This window comes from Rodentibacter caecimuris (assembly GCF_010587025.1).
GTDB lineage: Bacteria > Pseudomonadota > Gammaproteobacteria > Enterobacterales > Pasteurellaceae > Rodentibacter > Rodentibacter caecimuris.
Genome location: NZ_CP040863.1, coordinates 915,495 through 932,619, shown reverse-complemented (window position 1 = coordinate 932,619; position 17,125 = coordinate 915,495). Strand labels below are relative to the sequence as shown.

Below are 17,125 nucleotides of genomic sequence, written 5' to 3'. Positions count from 1 at the left end.
TCACGGAGGAATGGTCGAGTGGTTGAAGGCACCGGTCTTGAAAACCGGCGAGGGTTTACGCCCTCCGTGAGTTCGAATCTCACTTCCTCCGCCATATCACTTAATTAAGTCGTAAGTTTTCCTTTTCCAATCAGTAGCTTACGGCTTTTTTATTTCCTGCTATATCCTCCTGTTCGTCGTTCTCCGCTACTCTATTTTGATTGATAAAAAATGAGTTTGACGTAAGTTTGACGTGATTTGTATATTCCAGCAAATGGTCGGCATTCAAGTGCGCATACTTCTGCACCATCTCAATTGTTTCCCAACCACCTAACTCTTTTAGAACCATTAAAGGCGTACCGCTCTGAACATGCCAACTCGCCCAAGTATGTCTCAAATCGTGAAATCGGAAATCCTGAATATTAGCTTTTTCGGTGGCCCGATAAAAAGATTCACGATCTATTTCAGAAATAAGCTTACCTTTGCCACGGTGAAAAATGTATTGTGAAATCCGTACTTTTTCACGCCTGCGAAGTAGCGCAATCGCTTCTACCCCAAGCGGTAAAGGTCTCGCATGACCGGATTTTGCAATATCACTACTCACAACGGCAATGCGTTGATCGAAGTTGATTTTATCCCATGTCATAGTAAGAATTTCGCTCATTCTTGCACCGGTAAGTAGCGCAAATAATGTCACATCTTTTAGCCATTCAAGTGTCATGCAGTTTAATAATCGCTCCGCTTCCTCTCTTGTAATCCATCGGATACGCTTTTTAGGCTCCGCATTTTTCGTTACGTGTGGAATTGAATCAACCCAACCGGCTTGTTTTGCTAAGTTGAGTGCACGCATGATTGATGTCCGGTATCGATTCTGCGTTGCCGGGGACAACTTTTTGCCATTTTTAGTAATATGGGTTGGCAAATTATTGTAAATGTCATCGCTTGTTAAAGAACTAATTAATCTATGCCCTATCGCCTCTCGCCAATACATCGCATGGCGAATTTTAGAATCAAGATCTTTTTGATTTTCCGCTTCTTCAAGTAAGCGAATTAACGCCTGCTCCACCGTTTTTTCAGGTCTTTTATTCAGTTTTTCAACCTGCCAAGCTTCGTGTTTGAGCTTGTCGTGGAGCTGTTGAGCTAATTTCTTTTCAGTCGTTTGACTACTGCATCGAATTCGCTCGCCACCCGGCGTGGTAAAATCGATTTGCCATACGCCGAATTTGTTTTTTCTGATCGACATTTTCTTTTCTCCGAATCGCCGACCTGCACACATAGACGGCGCATATTATTTTCTTTTCTACGATTTTTGACAAGATCAGATGGATAAACCCGCCAAACTCGAGACCCTTCCATTCTAAAAAATCCCCAATTAATAAGGTTCTTTCGTATAGAGGTTTCACTGATATTAAGCTCTTTGGCAACCTGTTGTATTGTAAGAGTCTGCTCCATATCCACTCTCCATCACTTCAAAATATCCGGCACCTCAACAACTTTTAGCTGTTCAGGTGCCTTGTCTTTGTACTTAAGATAATAGTTGACGATCTCGATCGCTTGCTCTTCCGTTACAGTTCTATGAGTTTCTTGGATCACAGTCCAAATATGTCTATATTGGCATTCAAGCACGACATATCGCTTGTTATTTATAACTTGTAATTCTTGTTTAAACATCTTTAACTCCATGCAGTATTAGCCAGACTTTTACACGGTAAAAGATTCATCTTCACTATCTCGTGCTTTTACCCATCTAGAGTAAATTTGATCTAAGTAGATCGTAAATAGTCCGGATATTATTACGCTGTCTATTAAATCCCAGTTCATAGTTGTGGAATCTCAAATAAAAAACCTAGCTTTCGCTAGGCTGTGTGATTTTCATAAATAATAACCAGTGTGTCTTGGCCGCCTTACCGGATTTATGTCCGATGATTGGTTGATACCCGATAGTTTTAATGATTTCACTAACAGGAATTTGGGTTTCATTCCATTTGAAAATCAGCGTACCAAAATCATCAAGCACCCGCATACATTCGTCAAAACCTTGCTTTAGTTGTGTACGCCAATCCTGATTAAGACGACCATACTTTTTGACTAACCACGCACTGTCGCCACCTTTGATTAAATGTGGCGGATCGAAAATCACACACTTAAACGAGTTGTCGGGGTAAGGCATATTGGTTTAATCATATTTCCTACTTAATATAGCTTATGAATTTTTAATATTCGTGCTTTCTTAATTTTGCAATACAGTAAAAAAAAACCAATATTTAAAAACTGAATTGGTCTTAAATATCTTAATTAATCCATAATTAGTTTTGTATGTAACGGTAAATATTTTTTCAATCTGTATTTCCACTGACATTTTATTTTCTCTCCATAAAACAAAACCGCTCACATTTCTGCAAGCGGTCAGTTAGTCTCTCATTGTTGATAAACAAACTCCGTTGTTAATCAAAAACAACGGAATTTGATTGGCAAATCAGGGATTAATCAACGATGGCGACTTTGAGTTTGCCATTTAAAGCATCACACCAAAGTTGAGCGTGTTCTTCTGTTGCAAATAACTGCTTATTTTGTAAACGTAATTTAACATCTAAATAATTAAAATTTTTTGAAGAATAATAAGCTGGGAAAAGACAGCTAGGCATAGATCCAACAAACCAAGCCTTTTCTAAATCCCCGAACTCCGTAATTGGTTTCGGCAATTCTTTATATTGAGCCTGTGATTTTTCAGGCTCTTTACACATTACATAATTTTTTTGTAAATCATTTAAAGTAATACTTACACATTCACCTTCTGAAATTTCTAAATAATACTCATCTGTAATATATGATTTGCCAACAATATGAGAAGGATAGTCCGTATCACCTTCTTTGTATTGAATACCTTGTCCTGTTAATGCTCGTTCTAAGTTGAAAGGTTCTGGTTTATCTTGCCATAAACCTACAATATCATGTGCAGATTCTGAACTTAAATAATAGGTAAGATTTTCTGTGTAACTGTTTATCTCTTCATAACCACCGTTCTTGTTATATCTTGCAAATACTAAAGGATATTTTGTATCCTCCTCTAATTTTCCAACATACTTAACTTTTTTACCGGCTCTATTAACACCATAAGCACCATTTAATAATTTTTGTTTAATTTCTTCTGTTAGCATAATTTATACCTCTTTCAGTTAAATCTATTGTATGTATTACAGCCTCTATTACATTTGGGTGAACCACTTATCATTAACTCTTTCTGCAACAAAAATACATAAATGATTGCAGCATAAAACTTGTTGAAAATTATCCGGCAATCTATCCTCAACACTGATCCAGCCGTTATTATTTTCACTCATTTTTTAAGTCCTCTTCTTTAACCCAAATCCCATCAATCATTTTTCCCTTGCGGTCTTTGATTTCGTTGTAGGCGTGTTGAACACACTCTTTGAAATCTAAATCCACCATTTTAGCAATGAGAAATAGATAGTTTGCCAAAGCGTTTACATCCCAATCTTCACTTCTTGTAGATGGGTTAGCCATCTGTCCAATTTTAGTGGCAGCACGCAGAAGAGCCTCGTCTAAAGTGTGCGCACCAAAATGTCCGGTAGGTTCTAGCAAGTGTGATTGATGAGAATTAGGCTTTGTCGATTCCACGCGATATTGTGCATTCAGAATAGTGAGAACGACAAAACAATCCCCAATACTATCCTTAATCACTTCCGGCTTATTCTTCACCACGCCACTGCATAGCTCGCCAAATTCTTCCATCAGTTTTAACATTTGCTTTTGTGGCGTAGAGCCTTCAATCAAATTTCGATCTTCCCCCCCATTGCTCAATGTTTTTGATTAGTTCGATCACTTTCTTTCTCCAAAATAAAACCGCCCATAAGAGCGGTTCGGTTAATTACTTTCGGTTTGTATCAACAACCGGCAACTCAACAAACGCATTGAGCGGTTGCGGTGATAACGATTCTTCCGGTATATCTAATCGTCCGCCTAGCGTTGCATAACCTGCAATATCACGCCAGTGATCGACTTCGTGCGGATTACCGTTTAATATTCTCGCCAACTTTGTCGCTATCATCGTGATTGCGTATTTGTGTGTGCTATCCAGCTTTGTTGATTTTTCAACGTGCTTTAAGATGTCATTAAAAATCACCGCACCTTCGTGAAAATTTCCGTGTGTTTCAGCGCGCTCTTGTAGCGTTTCATTTATGTTCATTTTTCTTATCCTTATCCTTATCCTTATCCTTATCCTTGTCCTAAAATTCTGCTCTTCGCCACTTCGATCAATAGTTGATACTCGCGTTTGGTTTTCTCGTCATGTACTTTCGCCGATTTTGCTAAAAACTCATCGACTGTGCCGGTAAAACAACCTCTTGTAACGATTAAGTCATCCTTGCCATTAAACACTGTGAGTGTACCGTTCTCGGTACCGACATTACTCGCCCAGAAAATCATTTTTCGCTCGGAAACAATGGCGCAAGAACTAACCCAAGCGTCGCCATATACCCGAGCGTTGCCATATACCTGAGCGTTGCCATATACCTGAGCGTCGCCATATACCCGAGCGTTGCCATATACCCAAGCGTTGCCAAATACCCGAGCGTTGCCACATACCCAAGCGTCGCCATATACCCGAGCGTTGCCATATACCTCAGCGTTGCCATATACCTCAGCGTCGCCATATACCTCAGCGTCGCCAGATACCAGAGCGTTGCCAAATACCTGAGCGTCGCCATATACCCGAGCGTTGCCATATACCTCAGCGTTGCCATATACCCGAGCGTTGCCACATACCCAAGCGTTGCCAGATTGATCTAAATTTTTCTCTGCTTCGATATAGCCGCCAAGTTCGCCGGCAACTACTGCACCAAAAGAGATTAGGGCTTTAATGCGATATAGCGTTCTGCCCAAATATTCTTTGGTGTCATCTTTCAACAGTTCGTATTTCTTTTGCATTTTGTTTGTCCTATAAAAAAGCCCACGGTTAAGTGGGCGGTGTGGTTCAGAATGGGATTAGCTCATTTCCTGAATGAGCTGTTGATAATATTCTTGGGCAGCACTAACACGTTCTTTGATTTTGTCGATGATGGCGTTATCACGTTTGACGGTCACGGTAGTGATCCGTTTGTCTTGCGGGATTTGTTCGACTAAATCAATGTAGCGTTGGGGGCTATCATAACTACTGAGCATTTCGTAAGGAGTAGGGAAGAGGACAAAATCAATTTGTGCTTCTTCACAATCCCATAGCCACATATAGCCCTGCATTTGAATGTCATAACCGGCTTTTTTCGCTTTGTCTGCTGCTTCATCAGTAAAAAATGGGTGTGAGCCAATATCCCACGAGCATTTTGTATCAATAATGAGCTTGCGAGAGGGAACGTAAATATCACACTCTCCCGTGATCCATTCATTCTCTCGGCGTTCAGTGTTTTTCTTGAGGGGTAAGCCTCGTTTTCTGCCACTTAATTTAATGGCTTGTTCTTCCAGAAGATTCCCTTTTTCGGTGTATTTGTTGCCTTCAAAATCTTGATAACCAAACAAGTCGAATTTAGCGATTTTTCTGACCGCACTTTTGGCGGTGTCGGAAAGTCCCTCTCCGCCTCTCTTCTGTGGCATTAAGTCGGCAAGTCCTGAACATCGGGCTTTGAATTGGTACATGGTTATTCCTCATTATTGAATGTTACAAATTTTCCCATCGTAGTCGTGGGTGAGATCCAGTTGATATGCGCTGATAATCACAAACACGGCAAGCACAATTTTTAAACCTTTCTTGAACATTTTTTCTTCCTTTTGCTGAATCTAAGGTGCAAGAAACCGCCACACGATTTTCACGGGGAAAAGTGCGGTCGGTTTTGATTAAGTTTTAGATTACTTGGTAGTTATTGGACTTTGGGTTGTAATTGTTGAGATGTTTTAGCACTCGCCAATTACTCTCATAGTCGTATTGGAAATCAGCCGTGAGGCGTTTCAGGAGTTTATGTACTTCCCGAATGGTGTGCTTATATTCGTAGGCTTGTCCGTAAATTGCACCGGAATATTTTGAACCGATAGTTTCCATTGCCGGATAAATCATTCGGCAGGTTTCCGTGCCTCGTAGAGCGATAAACCATATCCACGGCAGTAACTGAAGTTCGTGTTCGGTAAACTCGAATGTGAATTTCTTTTCCGGCTTGAGTAGGGCAAGTTGTTTCGGTTGTACGGTTTCTTTATCGAGAATATCTAGCACCCATTTGCGGAAGTCTTTGGCGACTTTGGTGTGGCTTAACATTCCGATAAGGTGGCAACCACGCAAGCTGAAGATACGCACTTTTTGAACGCCGCTGTTTGTCCGCATATCGATAAGTGCGGTCATATTTGGAGTAAATTCGTCTTGGTGTGCGTTGTAGAGTTTTAATACATTATCAGAACGATTGTAGCCCAATGCCTTACTAATTTCTGCTGTAGATAACCAGATTTGATTTTGTTGTTTGATAACCGAAAGGGTTGTGTTTTGAAAAGTTAAAGTTGTCATAATTTTGTTCTCACTAATAAGTTTTAAAAAACTCATCACAAGCAACGCCAATTACTGGTGATGAACTGATCAAGGTTGGCGTACCGTAGTGAGAAACGGCGGATCTTTCGATCCCCTCAATCAGTTCATCATTGACAACTTTTTGAAAGGGTGGGGCAAATTGCCCATACCTTTGAAGTTTTGAAGGATACGACAATTCATCGTAACCTTTGATTTGCTGATTTTCGGCTATAAAAAAATCGCCTTAAGGCGATCATTATTATCTCCGCCTCACTAATTCAAGAACGCCAATTCCCGACTTTCTGTTGAAAGTGGGGACAGTCTAGAATAAAGGGCGGTGGGTGTCAAATGTTTAGATTAGTGATTGTCGAATAATTAGCTCTTGGTGTGCTGAAATATCGTCTGATTGCAATGCACATTGTTGAATATATTTTAGATGTTCATTAACTAATATTCCACAATGAAATAATTCAGAATTACCTATTCGATTGCCCAATTCATTTTTATCAAGTTCATAAAATTCATCAAAACAAATCCAAGTATTTTTACTCAGTATAGGGTTACTATTTTGTGGCAAAAAGAATGCTTGATGCGTATTTAACTGACAACCATATTCAAGGGTATATCTCCACCCCTTTGAAGTGGTTTTAGCTACAATCAATTTTTGTGATGTCATACCCAAAATAATTAGGTATTTATCACGCTCTCCGCCATCATTAAACTTGAATTTAGGATGAAATAAGATTGAACCCAACTGAAGCATTACTTTAACACCTCAAGCAGTGCTAGACGTTCAATACTGTCCTTGTGCATTGACTCCCTATTTTGGCTTGGTAATGCTAACTCATAAGGAATTATTTCTTTCTTTTTGCCTTCAACTTCATAGATTTGATGCCACGGTAAACGTTCAAGGTGGGTTGCTTCGATCATATCATCAGCAAATGCATTTTTATATTGCTGTGCTAATGTATTAAGTATTTTTAATTCTCGTTTAGAAAAATGGGTTTGATCAAATTCAGACAAGGCATTAAATTTCAGCATTTCTTGTCTTCCTTTACGGATGGGAATTTGTTCAATTTTGATTTTAGCTAGAAAATCGGCTTCTGGCTGTTTAATTTCTTCATGTAAATCGACAGGTACAGGTCCCATTTTCCAAGCAGAATAATCAAGCCCTGTTACGGAACGCCCTACTTGTTTGTAATGCTCAAAATCAAGGAAATAAAGCAACTTAAAGAGCTTTATTTTCCCTAACTTTTCAACATTTTGAGAAAAAAAAGTAATTACTTGTAACAATTTTTCTCTATTGTGAGTGATGAGCATTGATTTTCCTCTTTTGACTAGTGTGGTTATAGTACTTAATTTTTAATTTTAAATAAAGAATAAGAATTTCTGACGTTATAGTTTCTCCAACTTCTCCAATTCGTCATACTGTTCTTTGCTGAACTCATACATCCCACTATCACACAATTCTTGTAGTGTGGTTTCACCGTTGATGATGTTTTGTTTACACTTCTCAAAGGCTTCATCACTGACGGTCAATTCTGTAAAGTCTGCGTCTTGGATATTGTTATCGACATAAGAAAATTCGCCCTTTTCGGCATCTTTCACTACGGCTTGGTCGGCTAATACTGCACTTTGCATTTCGACAGATAGCGGGGCTTGCTTGGAAAGCAAAAGTTTCATGACGGTTTTCAGGGCCATTGAATCGAAGTTATCCACCCAAACACTGGTGGCTTTTTCCCCTCTTGATTTTTTGTCAAGGTAGGTGCGGTAAGTTTGTGAATAGCGTTGTGCGTGTTGATTGACTTCTTCCTCAGTCATGTATAATTCAGCGGTAAAGCTATTCACCAGTTGGAAATAAGCATAGTAGCCGATAGGTTTTTCGTTTTGCTCCGGCTTTTGTTTCCAGTCGAACACATAGCCGTTAATCGGGTCCTCTTCGATCAGTTGTTTTTCATAAACCGGAACAGCGACTAATCGTTTAAATTGTCCGCTGCGTTGCGCCAGTTGGATTAATCCCTTATAACCGATTTGAAATTGAGCTTCGGTTACTTTCTGCCATTTACCATCTTTATCTTTGTAACTGCGTTGATATGGCACCATGTAAGCAAAACCAAGCCCGTTTTGTAATGGCAAATTCAGCGTTGCTGCCATACAGGCTGCATTGAAAACACTCATTGGAACGGCATTTTTTAACATGGTATTGCTGTTTACAATCTGCATAATACTTGTGGTAAAAGTTGCCGCATTTTTATTGACCAATGCTTTCACTTTTTCAAGAATAATCGGGTGGCTCAAAAAATCCTTGAGCGTTTTACATTCGGATAATTTCACCGGTGCGTTTGGTTTAGTTGGCGTATTTTGTGTCGTTGTCATTTTTTACCTCCATTAATAGGGCGGATGATATTCATTCATTCGTTTTTCGATACGTTTTTCAGCTACATGAGCAATCGCGCGATCACGTAATTCAATGAGCTTGTCAAATGCACCAGAACCGAATGCTAAGTCGTGTAATGCCAGTTCGTCATCATGGTAACTAACGTATTCGTTGATGGCGTAAAGGACGTGTTCATCTTTATTTTCAGCCTCGGATTTAACCACTTTTATTTCTTCCTCAAGGGCGCAATCCAAAGCGGCGAGGCTGTCTAGGTGTTCTTGATGAGCTGAGGCAAGTAAATGGCTCATTGTTTAATCTCCAAAGTTCGGTCAATTTCTACGTCTATTTTTTGTTTGATTAAGCAAATTTAGCTCTGCTAATCGCTGCTTTCTTTTTTCAATTTCGGTTTCACATAATGACTTGTCGCAGTGGTTTTGGCTTATCCATACTTTCTTTCCGTTGATATATTCCACGGCGATATAGCCCAATCCTTGTGGGTGCGATTGAATGTCATAGTTGCGTGTTTTATTGATTTTCATGATTTAACTCCGCTTGTTTTATTGCTGTGTAGTGGAGTAGTTCCCATTCCGCTTGTGGTGTTAAATTTGGCTGCCAATCGCCGTTTTCTTCACGCCAAAGTTTTCGGGCTTCGGCTCGGGCTTGTTGGCTTATTTGCTCGCTGAGTTCGTTATTGTGCCAGTCTGTTGGGTTGCCCCACGCTTGAGAGACACTAAAAATGGCAATCACTACGATTGCGGTGGCGAGTAAAACAAGTGCGCCTTTGCCAAGAAAGGCGAGAAATTCAAAGATTGATTTGTGCATAGTGGCTTCCTGTTTTGGTGGTTCGTTAATAAATACGGTGCGGGAACGCATAGCGATTTGGTTTCGTTGAGATCGCTTTCTTTTCTTTTGGCGTTTGTTCATTTTTGTTTCCTCTAAAAAGTGCGGTTTATTTAGCCACGACCGCAAACGTGGTATCCTTGTGTTTTGTTCAACAACACAGAGGAGAGTATTATGGAAAAAGAATGTATCAGTTATGAAAAGGCGGTAGATTTAGCGGTTCAGCTTGTACCGAAAGAAGAAATCTATCGAGCCAATGGAAATTGGGAAAACGGACTAACTGATATTGTTTCCGCGCTTTTTCAAATTGCTGATGATATTTACAACCGCATTAATCAAGATGATGACGATGTTCAACCTTAATTAACGGAATCGGTTTAATCATTGGCTTTTGTTCAAGCCTGTGTAGTTCAAGCAGTCGGATAATTTCGGCTGCTTTTTCGTTTGCACCGTCAATCGTCCACGGTTTAGTGGCTTCATACTCAAGCACATATTCGCCTTGACAGTTGCTATCTGCTTCTAATTTGAAGGTGAATTTAATGTTCATTTTTGTTTCCTTTTTAGTCAATTTACTGAATTTTTGGTGCAAGAAACCGCCACGCTTTACTGTGAAGTGAGCTTTGAAATTTACTTCAGAGTTAAAGTGCGGTCGGTTTGGTTGAGTTTTTAGAATCCGCCTAGCCAGTGTTTTGGTCTGAGAATATCGTTATCCCGAATGGTTGGAAGAATTCGATTCCAGTTTTCATCGCCCCACATCTCGACTTTAAAATCAGCTGTGAGCTTTTGGATTAGCGGTTGATGGCGGCGTAACATTGAGCCATATTCACTCACGATACTGTGCGCTTTAGCTGCAAACTTGGATTGAATGTTATCAAGAGCCGGAATGAGATAGTTTGTAAATTCTACGCATTTAACGAGAGCGAACCAATCCCAAGCGATCTCTTGTAAATCGTGTTCTGCGAGATTAAATGGATATTTCTTTTCAGGCTCGGGCAAGGCGAGTTGTTTTGGCTCGGCGGTTTCTTTGTCCAAAATATCCAGCACCCATTTGCGGAAGTCTTTGGCGACTTTGGTGTGGCTGAGCATTCCGATGAGGTGGCAACCACGCAGGCTGAAAATTCGTACCTTTTGAATGCCACTTACTGTCTTCATATCAATTAGTGCGGTCATATTTTCGGAGAATTCATCACGGTTGCGTTCAAATAATTTTGCGATATTTGATGATGGATCTTTATAGCCTAAAGCACGACCAATTTCTAAGCCAGTAAGCCAAACTTGGTTATTTTGATTGATAACCGAAAGAGTAGTATTTTGAAAGGTTAAAGTTGTCATAATTGAAATCTCTGTATTAAGTTTTTTAAACTCATCACAAGCAACGCCAATTACTGGTGATGAACTGATCAAGGTTGGCGTACCGCTATACAGAGAAAACGGCGATCTTTCGATCCCTCAACCAGCCCATCATTGACAACTTTTCAAGGGTATGATGATTTGTAATACCCTTTGAAGTTTTTAGGGCACTGTCAATTTGACAGCGCCTTTAGATTTACTGATTTTCGGCTATAAAAAAAGCCGCCTTGAGCGACTATTATTTCTGCACCGCTCTGTATAATTCAGGAACGCCAATTCCCGACTTTCTGTTGAAAGTGGGGTTAGTTTAGTCTGAATTGGGGGCGGTGTCAAATCCCTATTTCATTTTGAACTGTAACAATTTGTGCGAGGTAACCGAATGACCGATAAGAGCAAGCACAAATTTTTCCTGATCTTCTTTGTTGTTCGACATTGCTTGATATGTGTCGAAAAGAAGTGACATTGCGTGTTCATCGTTGATAAAATTATCAATAAGTTTTGTGTGTTTTTGGAGTTCCATATGATTACCTTTGCTTATGATTGCCCTTATTGTGGGGCACAAAATACTGGTTTTGAGATCAAGGGAGAATTTTTTCATCAGAAAGATGACCCCACTTGGGGAAATAGCTATAAATTTTCTTTAATGGCAGTGTGTAACCGTTGCAAAAATGCGATTGTGACTAACACGCCTTACTTGTCACCACAACGCATAAGGATTATAATTTGTGCAACCACAACGTATAAATTAGGATTTATCATGTCTAATCAAAAATCAGAACAATTACTTATCCTAAAATTCGACTCTTAGCTACTTCGATTAACAATTGATACTCCCTCTTGGTTTTCTCGTCATGCACTTCCGCCGATTTAGCTAAAAATTCATCGACTGTGCCGGTAAAACAACCTCTTGTAACGATTAAGTCATCCTTGCCATTAAACACTGTGAGTGTACCGTTCTCGGTACCGACATTACTCGCCCAGAAAATCATTTTTCGCTCGGAAACAATGGCGCAAGAACTAACCCGAGCGTTGCCATATACCCGAGCGTTGCCAAATACCTCAGCGTTGCCATATACCCGAGCGTTGCCATATACCTCAGCGTTGCCATATACCTGAGCGTCGCCATATACCTCAGCGTCGCCAGATACCAGAGCGTTGCCAAATACCTGAGCGTCGCCATATACCCGAGCGTTGCCACATACCCAAGCGTTGCCAAATACCCGAGCGTTGCCACATACCCAAGCGTTGCCAGATTGATCTAAATTTTTCTCTGCTTCGATATAGCCGCCAAGTTCGCCGGCAACTACTGCACCAAAAGAGATTAGGGCTTTAATGCGATATAGCGTTCTGCCCAAATATTCTTTGGTGTCATCTTTCAATAGTTCGTATTTCTTTTGCATTTTGTTTGTCCTATAAAAAAGCCCACGGTTAAGTGGGCAAACGGAGTGAGACTAGGTCTCTATGTCATTAAAAACCGCTCTCGGTTTAGAGGTTTCAAGAAGATTGGGCGAATTGCTTCGCACAGGGTTTTGAGAGCGGTTTTTGATGATTGCCTTTCTTTATACTTGTAAGGCTCAAGTCCTCTTGTATGCGACTACATCGAGGAATATAATGTTTCCTGCGACTACAATTAATGCGAGGAAAATATTATGCCAAATCTTATTGTTACCTATGATTTAAGAAATCAACGTGATTACAAAACATTAATTGATGCAATTAAATCTTATGGAACCTATGCTAAGCTATTTGAATCGGTATGGTATGTTCAGTCAAAATCACATACAGCTGAAGAATGTAGAGATTACTTAAATCAGTTTATTGATTCAGATGATCGAATAGGTGTTTTTGATTGCTCGAACAATGATTTTGCTACAATGAGAGCAATTAACAAGATTTCTGATTTATGGCAGAATTAATTGAACCCTGATAAATCTGTTCCGGCTTCATCTTTTAATTCGCTTTTAATTTCTGCATCACTAAATTTATTGATGTTAGAGATGGCTTTACAAGCGCTTATTTCTAAACCATCATAATAATTGCAATTTTTAATTGATTGTAAAATTGCTTCAATAATTTTTTCTTTCTGAATAGCGTCAACTGTTGCACTTTTTACACTTTCAGCTTCATAAAATTTACTTTTTTCCATTTTTAATTCCTCTTTCTAAACTTAAATTCTCACCAACTCCCGACACCCCATTTGTCGGCGTTCTTTGGCTCTGACTTGACCGAATTTGATTTTGCCTTTTACGCAGTTGTAGTTGGCAATATCTATTAGTTTTTTGTCTCTGTGGGCCAAGTTGATTGCACTATCAACCGCACTTGGTTTCACAACCGCTTTTTCCCAAAGTGCGGTCATTTTTCGGGACTTTTCAAACATTCTGGCTTGTCGTCCTTTTTTGCCGATTTCCTGCGGTTTAGTTTTTCCCGGTTTGCCTAAAATTGTGATTTTTGCCATTTCTGACTCCCTTTTCTCTCTTTTCCATTGTTTACCGTACTTAATGTGATAATCCGCTTAATTCGTCAAATTACATTGCTTTGTAATGGTCAAATCAGTTTCAGCCAAATTAAAAGAAAATGCGGTAAACAATGAAAAACATTGTGCTTGTTACCTCAGCCACCCACGCCTAGCTTGCGTACCCGTTAGGGATAAAGAGTGTTATTCAATCTGTTAAAGAGCAATCCCTTTCGGGTTCCACCGTCTCTGCTTACTCTCAACTTTCGCCTGCTCGGGTGGTAAAGGCAGAACCTTTATTCAAGCCCTCCTCAAAGAGCTTGGTAAAAATTCTTAAGCGAGGGCTTGAGCGGTGATTTCAGCACAGGCTTTGATATTTTTCGTTAGCTCGTCCATAAATCCACTCTCTTGTTTTTGATATAGACGATATAACTCTTGAGTGCTTTTACCGCTTTTCTGTGCCATTAGCTTGATACTTTCTACCAATGCCATTGAAAAGAAATTTTGGTTTTCAAGAAGTTGTTTAGCTGTCATGTTATTTCCTTAGTGGGTGTTTTGTTTTGATGTGGGTATAATATAAGATAACTTATCGAGTGTAAAGTTAAATCTTATTAAAATTTATAAAAATTAATAAGAAAATTTATTAAAACATTGATTTTTGAAGAAATAAATTTCTGATGAGATAGTTTGATTGCTTGTTTTTTAATCAATTAATAGGCAAAAAGAGAAAAGTGCGGTAGGTTTTGATATGCGCTTTAGCACAAAATTAATCAAAAAGGGAGAAAATGAACTTGTTCAATGAACAAAAAAGTAGGGAAGTGGAGTAGAGGATAAAAAACCGCCACGAGGGCGGGAAATTGACTTATTTAGCGAAGAAAATAATATGTAAACGTCTCAATACCATAAATAGTGTTAAAATCATTTGTAATAGAAAAAATAAGATAAATGGGGTAAATAGTACAATCATTAAATTGATAGAAACTTCGTACTCTTTAATGGAAAAGGTGATTGCTGATATTTCATAATTTCCGGTCTTATCAGTTGGGTAGATATTTAGAAGTAAGCAAAAAACAACGGTTATAATCCCCATTAATATAGTATAAGAAACATTACTAAATAATTGTCCTAAAACTTCCTTTTTCAAAGTTTGAGTATCTATTTTAGAATATTGATCATATATAAGAACAAGAACGCTAATCAACAGTGATGTAACAATAGATGAAAAATTCACAACAAGAGAAACAAATTCTTTATTTATTGTGTACTTATAGAATGCTAATCCAATAACAAAAATTAGTGGCAACAGCAACAATATGGATACATCAATCAGAGATGTCTTCCCATTACTATAATTTTTTAATGTTCTTAGATGATCTTTGATAATGACAAAAACATTAATTTTATTGCTCATAGCTAACCACCATAATTTATGTGATCATTACTTTAAAGTCTTTAACTAAGCCTTTAACCCAATTTTTTATTGAATCAAATTCAGGCATGTTCTTCTCAATTTCAACATTAGGATCAATTTCTATTTCGTAAGATGCTCTTCCTGAACCTCTAGGAGAGTATACTGAAAAAGTTCTATAAGAGCCATTCATTTCTACTTCAACTTTAACGCCTGATGTTTCAGGTGAGATAACTTGGATAAGTCCATATTTTGAACCTTTAGGCAAAAAATCAAGTAACTTTCCTAAAGCGTCATCACGAGGAGGCTTTATTGATATTTCAATTTCATTACCGTTAGACAGTTGTCTTAGCGCTTCTGCCGCGTCAGTTACCTCTTGAGGTTGTGTGTAACCGATAGCTTTAATTGCTTTTACGTTAGCATTTTGCCAAGCATCTAGGGCTTTTTTATGTGCAAAAGGAAATATTTGTAAATTTAGCTCTGTGTAGTTTTTAAAAAAATCCTTAAAGACTGTTTCAAATAAACTTTTTGCTCCTCCATATCTGTAATTGTGTACAAACATTAATCCCGTTGTCTTATTATCTGGAATATGAAAATGTAGATAGAATTTATTGATTAGCGCATTGTTTTGCGTTTTTTGGAAACTAACTTTTCCTGTATCTATATCAATAATATCATTTTCAGTTCCATAATCTCCAATTTCAACCCAACAAAAAATGTTTTCTGGTTCGGTATCTATATTTGAAAAACGATAAACCTGCTTACCATTTTCAAATATTGTATAATTACTGGAATGAGATTGGATAAACTTCAAAATAAGAGAATGTAAACTTTCACTCTTTATGTTTGATAGATTACAATAACCTTTGTGTTCTCTAGTTTTTAATGCTCTATTAAAACATCTTATCGCATATGGTGCTACTGAATGCATTATATCTCCCAGTTAAATGCTGTATCTTTTTTTATTTATCGTACAGAATTACCGCAACGCTTTATTCGTTCTTTTGGCTATTCTCAAAATTCAACTTCTGGCTTTGTATTACAGTTATAGCCTAGGCTTCGTCTTTAATTCTGTCTAATATTGGCTTAATAATTTCTACAAGTTTTTCTTCCAGATTCTGTTGCTCCCATAAGGCATTCCAAATGGCATCTTCTGATAGCACACTATAATTTCCTTTTGTATCTAAAGTATATTTTTTGGAACTATAGTGTAGGTCTAGCCACGTTGGTTGGTAATAAAATTCTTCAAGTTCCTGAACTAACTTAGTTGCTTCCTCCCAGTATTTTAGGCTCTGAGCTAATTCTTTTTGTAATTCAAGCAACCGCCCGTAGCTATCTTGGGCTTTTTGAATTTTCTGTTGCATTTTTACTCCTAATTTATATTGATTCTTGCCTGTAATAAAATCAACTTCTGGCTTTGGCGTACTCTCACTTTGTCGTGAATGAGCATTAAAGATCTAACATCTCCATCGGCATTTTTTTGATTAATTTTCCTATGAAATGAAGTTGTTCGAGTTGCTCTTTTTCTAAAATTTCGGTTTCATACGTTGGATTATCTGAAATCACTTTTAATCGATAACCGCTCATGTATTGCAAACGTTTAATTCTCGCTTGCCCTTCTAGCACAAAAGCGTAGATACCATCATTTCTGAACTCTTTGATTGATGTATCAATAAACACAATATCGCCGTGTTTTAAGCTCATTTCTTCATTGTTTGGGTCATACATACTATTCCCATCAATGATTGCCATTGAAAGATTGTTCGCCGTTTTACGTTGGAAAATTTCCATAAATTTATCCGGCGAAAACTCAATAGAACGGACGGTATCTGGATAGTCGAGATTAATATAGCCATCTCCGGCTGCCAAATGGTTATCTAACAAAGTCATGACGATTGAATCAGTTTTTCCACTTCCGGATAAAACGGTAACACTTTCTTCTGTATCTTCAATGCCATTCAACAACCAATTTATAGAAACATTCAAAGCCTTAGCTATTTCCAATCCTCTCCGTGGAACATCTGTAATACCGTTAAGAATATTGCTTATTGTTACTTGGGATGTCCCCGCCATTGCGGCTAATTCAGCCTGATTTAATCCTTTTTGTTGCATAGCAAATTGCAATCTTTCTGCGAGCGTGTTCATCGAGCCTCCAATTTTTTTTGAGATGTTATAAATAAACTTATATAAATTCAAATAAGATTATCTTTACAATTC

General features: G+C 38.3%; 30 protein-coding genes, 1 tRNA gene and 2 pseudogenes. 5 read left to right on the top strand and 28 right to left on the bottom strand.

The features are described 5' to 3' along the window. Positions 1 to 4 precede the first annotated feature (4 nt). Positions 5 to 94: transfer RNA gene (locus FEE42_RS04720), tRNA-Ser, on the top strand. 36 nt (positions 95 to 130) lie between these two features. Here FEE42_RS04720 and FEE42_RS04715 read toward each other — a convergent pair. From FEE42_RS04715 to FEE42_RS04640, 17 genes and pseudogenes are all read right to left on the bottom strand, one after another. Beyond that, a complete protein-coding gene (locus FEE42_RS04715) occupies positions 131 to 1,222 on the bottom strand; it encodes a tyrosine-type recombinase/integrase (protein ID WP_164027833.1) in 1,092 nt (363 codons plus the stop codon). Continuing rightward, positions 1,120 to 1,431, bottom strand: coding sequence for a helix-turn-helix domain-containing protein (locus FEE42_RS12985; RefSeq protein WP_335341613.1), 312 nt, complete (start codon positions 1,429 to 1,431; stop codon positions 1,120 to 1,122). Before FEE42_RS12985 ends, FEE42_RS04715 begins: the two co-directional genes overlap by 103 nt. A gap of 12 nt (positions 1,432 to 1,443) precedes the next feature. Then, positions 1,444 to 1,650, bottom strand: a complete 207-nt coding sequence (locus FEE42_RS04710) for a hypothetical protein (RefSeq protein WP_164027832.1) — start codon at positions 1,648 to 1,650, stop codon at positions 1,444 to 1,446. Between the two features lie 175 nt (positions 1,651 to 1,825). Further along, positions 1,826 to 2,155 (bottom strand): annotated as a pseudogene (locus FEE42_RS04705) (class I SAM-dependent methyltransferase); the annotation flags it as partial. A 307-nt stretch (positions 2,156 to 2,462) separates the two neighbouring features. Further along, entirely contained in the window at positions 2,463 to 3,137 is a 675-nt protein-coding gene (locus FEE42_RS04700; RefSeq protein WP_164027831.1) for a hypothetical protein, read from the bottom strand. A 48-nt stretch (positions 3,138 to 3,185) separates the two neighbouring features. After that, entirely contained in the window at positions 3,186 to 3,320 is a 135-nt protein-coding gene (locus FEE42_RS13025; protein ID WP_164027830.1) for a DUF551 domain-containing protein, read from the bottom strand. Next, positions 3,313 to 3,823, bottom strand: a pseudogene (locus FEE42_RS04690) (MazG-like family protein). The gene FEE42_RS13025 and the pseudogene FEE42_RS04690 overlap by 8 nt, the downstream one beginning before the upstream one ends. Positions 3,824 to 3,868: 45 nt before the next feature. Continuing rightward, positions 3,869 to 4,186 (bottom strand): DUF6378 domain-containing protein, encoded by a 318-nt coding sequence (locus tag FEE42_RS04685; RefSeq protein WP_164027829.1) that lies wholly within the window; start codon positions 4,184 to 4,186, stop codon positions 3,869 to 3,871. 29 nt (positions 4,187 to 4,215) lie between these two features. Next, a complete protein-coding gene (locus FEE42_RS04680; RefSeq protein ID WP_164027828.1) occupies positions 4,216 to 4,926 on the bottom strand; it encodes a bactofilin family protein in 711 nt (236 codons plus the stop codon). A 57-nt stretch (positions 4,927 to 4,983) separates the two neighbouring features. After that, positions 4,984 to 5,628, bottom strand: a complete 645-nt coding sequence (locus tag FEE42_RS04675; protein ID WP_167514393.1) for a translocation protein TolB precursor — start codon at positions 5,626 to 5,628, stop codon at positions 4,984 to 4,986. Between the two features lie 205 nt (positions 5,629 to 5,833). After that, positions 5,834 to 6,481, bottom strand: coding sequence for a P22AR C-terminal domain-containing protein (locus FEE42_RS04670; RefSeq protein ID WP_164027827.1), 648 nt, complete (start codon positions 6,479 to 6,481; stop codon positions 5,834 to 5,836). Positions 6,482 to 6,833: 352 nt separating this feature from the next. Beyond that, a complete protein-coding gene (locus tag FEE42_RS04665) occupies positions 6,834 to 7,244 on the bottom strand; it encodes a hypothetical protein (protein ID WP_059366185.1) in 411 nt (136 codons plus the stop codon). Next, positions 7,244 to 7,801 carry a Panacea domain-containing protein gene (locus tag FEE42_RS04660; RefSeq protein WP_059367746.1) on the bottom strand — a complete coding sequence of 186 codons (558 nt, stop codon included), beginning with the start codon at positions 7,799 to 7,801 and terminating at the stop codon, positions 7,244 to 7,246. The genes FEE42_RS04665 and FEE42_RS04660 overlap by 1 nt, the downstream gene beginning before the upstream one ends. Before the next feature lie 75 nt (positions 7,802 to 7,876). Next, positions 7,877 to 8,857, bottom strand: a complete 981-nt coding sequence (locus tag FEE42_RS04655; RefSeq protein WP_136125908.1) for a recombinase RecT — start codon at positions 8,855 to 8,857, stop codon at positions 7,877 to 7,879. A gap of 12 nt (positions 8,858 to 8,869) precedes the next feature. Next, the gene (locus FEE42_RS04650; RefSeq protein WP_164027826.1) at positions 8,870 to 9,166 is read right to left on the bottom strand and encodes a hypothetical protein; all 297 of its coding nucleotides are present in this window, start codon (positions 9,164 to 9,166) and stop codon (positions 8,870 to 8,872) included. A gap of 21 nt (positions 9,167 to 9,187) precedes the next feature. Continuing rightward, a complete protein-coding gene (locus tag FEE42_RS04645; RefSeq protein WP_059366188.1) occupies positions 9,188 to 9,397 on the bottom strand; it encodes a hypothetical protein in 210 nt (69 codons plus the stop codon). Continuing rightward, on the bottom strand, positions 9,384 to 9,782 hold the full coding sequence (locus FEE42_RS04640) for a hypothetical protein (protein WP_237184448.1): 399 nt from the start codon (positions 9,780 to 9,782) through the stop codon (positions 9,384 to 9,386). Before FEE42_RS04640 ends, FEE42_RS04645 begins: the two co-directional genes overlap by 14 nt. A gap of 90 nt (positions 9,783 to 9,872) precedes the next feature. Here FEE42_RS04640 and FEE42_RS04635 point away from each other — a divergent pair, with 90 nt between their 5' ends. Next, complete coding sequence (locus tag FEE42_RS04635; protein ID WP_059366190.1) at positions 9,873 to 10,061, top strand: hypothetical protein; 189 nt, start codon at positions 9,873 to 9,875, stop codon at positions 10,059 to 10,061. Here FEE42_RS04635 and FEE42_RS04630 read toward each other — a convergent pair. From FEE42_RS04630 to FEE42_RS04620, 3 genes are all read right to left on the bottom strand, one after another. After that, positions 10,030 to 10,245 (bottom strand): hypothetical protein, encoded by a 216-nt coding sequence (locus FEE42_RS04630; RefSeq protein ID WP_059366191.1) that lies wholly within the window; start codon positions 10,243 to 10,245, stop codon positions 10,030 to 10,032. The genes FEE42_RS04635 and FEE42_RS04630 overlap by 32 nt on opposite strands. Before the next feature lie 119 nt (positions 10,246 to 10,364). Beyond that, the gene (locus tag FEE42_RS04625; RefSeq protein WP_164027825.1) at positions 10,365 to 11,030 is read right to left on the bottom strand and encodes a P22AR C-terminal domain-containing protein; all 666 of its coding nucleotides are present in this window, start codon (positions 11,028 to 11,030) and stop codon (positions 10,365 to 10,367) included. 355 nt (positions 11,031 to 11,385) lie between these two features. Further along, positions 11,386 to 11,568, bottom strand: coding sequence for a hypothetical protein (locus FEE42_RS04620; protein WP_164027547.1), 183 nt, complete (start codon positions 11,566 to 11,568; stop codon positions 11,386 to 11,388). On the opposite strand from FEE42_RS04620, the gene FEE42_RS04615 reads away from it, so the two are divergent. Further along, positions 11,569 to 11,856: a hypothetical protein gene (locus FEE42_RS04615; RefSeq protein WP_164027548.1), complete on the top strand. Its 288-nt coding sequence runs from the start codon at positions 11,569 to 11,571 to the stop codon at positions 11,854 to 11,856. Here FEE42_RS04615 and FEE42_RS04610 read toward each other — a convergent pair. Next, positions 11,834 to 12,448 carry a bactofilin family protein gene (locus tag FEE42_RS04610; RefSeq protein ID WP_164027824.1) on the bottom strand — a complete coding sequence of 205 codons (615 nt, stop codon included), beginning with the start codon at positions 12,446 to 12,448 and terminating at the stop codon, positions 11,834 to 11,836. The genes FEE42_RS04615 and FEE42_RS04610 overlap by 23 nt on opposite strands. A 249-nt stretch (positions 12,449 to 12,697) precedes the next feature. On the opposite strand from FEE42_RS04610, the gene FEE42_RS04605 reads away from it, so the two are divergent. Next, on the top strand, positions 12,698 to 12,964 hold the full coding sequence (locus FEE42_RS04605) for a hypothetical protein (protein WP_077494272.1): 267 nt from the start codon (positions 12,698 to 12,700) through the stop codon (positions 12,962 to 12,964). Here FEE42_RS04605 and FEE42_RS04600 read toward each other — a convergent pair. From FEE42_RS04600 to FEE42_RS04580, 5 genes are all read right to left on the bottom strand, one after another. Beyond that, positions 12,961 to 13,194 (bottom strand): hypothetical protein, encoded by a 234-nt coding sequence (locus tag FEE42_RS04600; RefSeq protein WP_077494273.1) that lies wholly within the window; start codon positions 13,192 to 13,194, stop codon positions 12,961 to 12,963. The two genes, FEE42_RS04605 and FEE42_RS04600, sit on opposite strands and share 4 nt — an antisense overlap. A 21-nt stretch (positions 13,195 to 13,215) precedes the next feature. Further along, on the bottom strand, positions 13,216 to 13,503 hold the full coding sequence (locus FEE42_RS04595) for a hypothetical protein (protein WP_164027549.1): 288 nt from the start codon (positions 13,501 to 13,503) through the stop codon (positions 13,216 to 13,218). Positions 13,504 to 13,833: 330 nt separating this feature from the next. Beyond that, positions 13,834 to 14,034: a hypothetical protein gene (locus FEE42_RS04590; RefSeq protein WP_059366196.1), complete on the bottom strand. Its 201-nt coding sequence runs from the start codon at positions 14,032 to 14,034 to the stop codon at positions 13,834 to 13,836. 328 nt (positions 14,035 to 14,362) lie between these two features. Beyond that, the gene (locus FEE42_RS04585) at positions 14,363 to 14,911 is read right to left on the bottom strand and encodes a hypothetical protein (protein WP_164027823.1); all 549 of its coding nucleotides are present in this window, start codon (positions 14,909 to 14,911) and stop codon (positions 14,363 to 14,365) included. 16 nt (positions 14,912 to 14,927) lie between these two features. Beyond that, the gene (locus FEE42_RS04580) at positions 14,928 to 15,839 is read right to left on the bottom strand and encodes a hypothetical protein (RefSeq protein WP_164027822.1); all 912 of its coding nucleotides are present in this window, start codon (positions 15,837 to 15,839) and stop codon (positions 14,928 to 14,930) included. On the opposite strand from FEE42_RS04580, the gene FEE42_RS12945 reads away from it, so the two are divergent. Further along, a complete protein-coding gene (locus tag FEE42_RS12945) occupies positions 15,834 to 15,959 on the top strand; it encodes a hypothetical protein (protein ID WP_257792972.1) in 126 nt (41 codons plus the stop codon). The genes FEE42_RS04580 and FEE42_RS12945 overlap by 6 nt on opposite strands. A 1-nt stretch (position 15,960) precedes the next feature. Here FEE42_RS12945 and FEE42_RS04575 read toward each other — a convergent pair whose 3' ends face one another. Next, positions 15,961 to 16,272, bottom strand: coding sequence for a DUF4298 domain-containing protein (locus tag FEE42_RS04575; RefSeq protein ID WP_164027821.1), 312 nt, complete (start codon positions 16,270 to 16,272; stop codon positions 15,961 to 15,963). Positions 16,273 to 16,357: 85 nt separating this feature from the next. Next, positions 16,358 to 17,053 carry an XRE family transcriptional regulator gene (locus FEE42_RS04570; RefSeq protein WP_136126898.1) on the bottom strand — a complete coding sequence of 232 codons (696 nt, stop codon included), beginning with the start codon at positions 17,051 to 17,053 and terminating at the stop codon, positions 16,358 to 16,360. Positions 17,054 to 17,125: the final 72 nt, after the last annotated feature.

Coding starts and splice junctions, on each gene's coding strand:
- FEE42_RS04665 (WP_059366185.1), bottom strand. CDS start 7,244: ATGCTTCAGTTGGGTTCAATCTTATTTCATCCTAAATTCAAGTTTAAT.
- FEE42_RS04685 (WP_164027829.1), bottom strand. CDS start 4,186: ATGAACATAAATGAAACGCTACAAGAGCGCGCTGAAACACACGGAAAT.
- FEE42_RS04590 (WP_059366196.1), bottom strand. CDS start 14,034: ATGACAGCTAAACAACTTCTTGAAAACCAAAATTTCTTTTCAATGGCA.
- FEE42_RS04575 (WP_164027821.1), bottom strand. CDS start 16,272: ATGCAACAGAAAATTCAAAAAGCCCAAGATAGCTACGGGCGGTTGCTT.
- FEE42_RS04600 (WP_077494273.1), bottom strand. CDS start 13,194: ATGGAAAAAAGTAAATTTTATGAAGCTGAAAGTGTAAAAAGTGCAACA.
- FEE42_RS04675 (WP_167514393.1), bottom strand. CDS start 5,628: ATGTACCAATTCAAAGCCCGATGTTCAGGACTTGCCGACTTAATGCCA.
- FEE42_RS04610 (WP_164027824.1), bottom strand. CDS start 12,448: ATGCAAAAGAAATACGAACTATTGAAAGATGACACCAAAGAATATTTG.
- FEE42_RS04655 (WP_136125908.1), bottom strand. CDS start 8,857: ATGACAACGACACAAAATACGCCAACTAAACCAAACGCACCGGTGAAA.
- FEE42_RS04645 (WP_059366188.1), bottom strand. CDS start 9,397: ATGAAAATCAATAAAACACGCAACTATGACATTCAATCGCACCCACAA.
- FEE42_RS04570 (WP_136126898.1), bottom strand. CDS start 17,053: ATGAACACGCTCGCAGAAAGATTGCAATTTGCTATGCAACAAAAAGGA.
- FEE42_RS04670 (WP_164027827.1), bottom strand. CDS start 6,481: ATGACAACTTTAACTTTTCAAAACACAACCCTTTCGGTTATCAAACAA.
- FEE42_RS04585 (WP_164027823.1), bottom strand. CDS start 14,911: ATGAGCAATAAAATTAATGTTTTTGTCATTATCAAAGATCATCTAAGA.
- FEE42_RS04605 (WP_077494272.1), top strand. CDS start 12,698: ATGCCAAATCTTATTGTTACCTATGATTTAAGAAATCAACGTGATTAC.
- FEE42_RS13025 (WP_164027830.1), bottom strand. CDS start 3,320: ATGAGTGAAAATAATAACGGCTGGATCAGTGTTGAGGATAGATTGCCG.
- FEE42_RS04635 (WP_059366190.1), top strand. CDS start 9,873: ATGGAAAAAGAATGTATCAGTTATGAAAAGGCGGTAGATTTAGCGGTT.
- FEE42_RS04680 (WP_164027828.1), bottom strand. CDS start 4,926: ATGCAAAAGAAATACGAACTGTTGAAAGATGACACCAAAGAATATTTG.
- FEE42_RS04700 (WP_164027831.1), bottom strand. CDS start 3,137: ATGCTAACAGAAGAAATTAAACAAAAATTATTAAATGGTGCTTATGGT.
- FEE42_RS04625 (WP_164027825.1), bottom strand. CDS start 11,030: ATGACAACTTTAACCTTTCAAAATACTACTCTTTCGGTTATCAATCAA.
- FEE42_RS04660 (WP_059367746.1), bottom strand. CDS start 7,801: ATGCTCATCACTCACAATAGAGAAAAATTGTTACAAGTAATTACTTTT.
- FEE42_RS04595 (WP_164027549.1), bottom strand. CDS start 13,503: ATGGCAAAAATCACAATTTTAGGCAAACCGGGAAAAACTAAACCGCAG.
- FEE42_RS04650 (WP_164027826.1), bottom strand. CDS start 9,166: ATGAGCCATTTACTTGCCTCAGCTCATCAAGAACACCTAGACAGCCTC.
- FEE42_RS12945 (WP_257792972.1), top strand. CDS start 15,834: ATGCATTATATCTCCCAGTTAAATGCTGTATCTTTTTTTATTTATCGT.
- FEE42_RS04640 (WP_237184448.1), bottom strand. CDS start 9,782: ATGAACAAACGCCAAAAGAAAAGAAAGCGATCTCAACGAAACCAAATC.
- FEE42_RS04715 (WP_164027833.1), bottom strand. CDS start 1,222: ATGTCGATCAGAAAAAACAAATTCGGCGTATGGCAAATCGATTTTACC.
- FEE42_RS04620 (WP_164027547.1), bottom strand. CDS start 11,568: ATGGAACTCCAAAAACACACAAAACTTATTGATAATTTTATCAACGAT.
- FEE42_RS04710 (WP_164027832.1), bottom strand. CDS start 1,650: ATGTTTAAACAAGAATTACAAGTTATAAATAACAAGCGATATGTCGTG.
- FEE42_RS04580 (WP_164027822.1), bottom strand. CDS start 15,839: ATGCATTCAGTAGCACCATATGCGATAAGATGTTTTAATAGAGCATTA.
- FEE42_RS04630 (WP_059366191.1), bottom strand. CDS start 10,245: ATGAACATTAAATTCACCTTCAAATTAGAAGCAGATAGCAACTGTCAA.
- FEE42_RS04615 (WP_164027548.1), top strand. CDS start 11,569: ATGATTACCTTTGCTTATGATTGCCCTTATTGTGGGGCACAAAATACT.
- FEE42_RS12985 (WP_335341613.1), bottom strand. CDS start 1,431: ATGGAGCAGACTCTTACAATACAACAGGTTGCCAAAGAGCTTAATATC.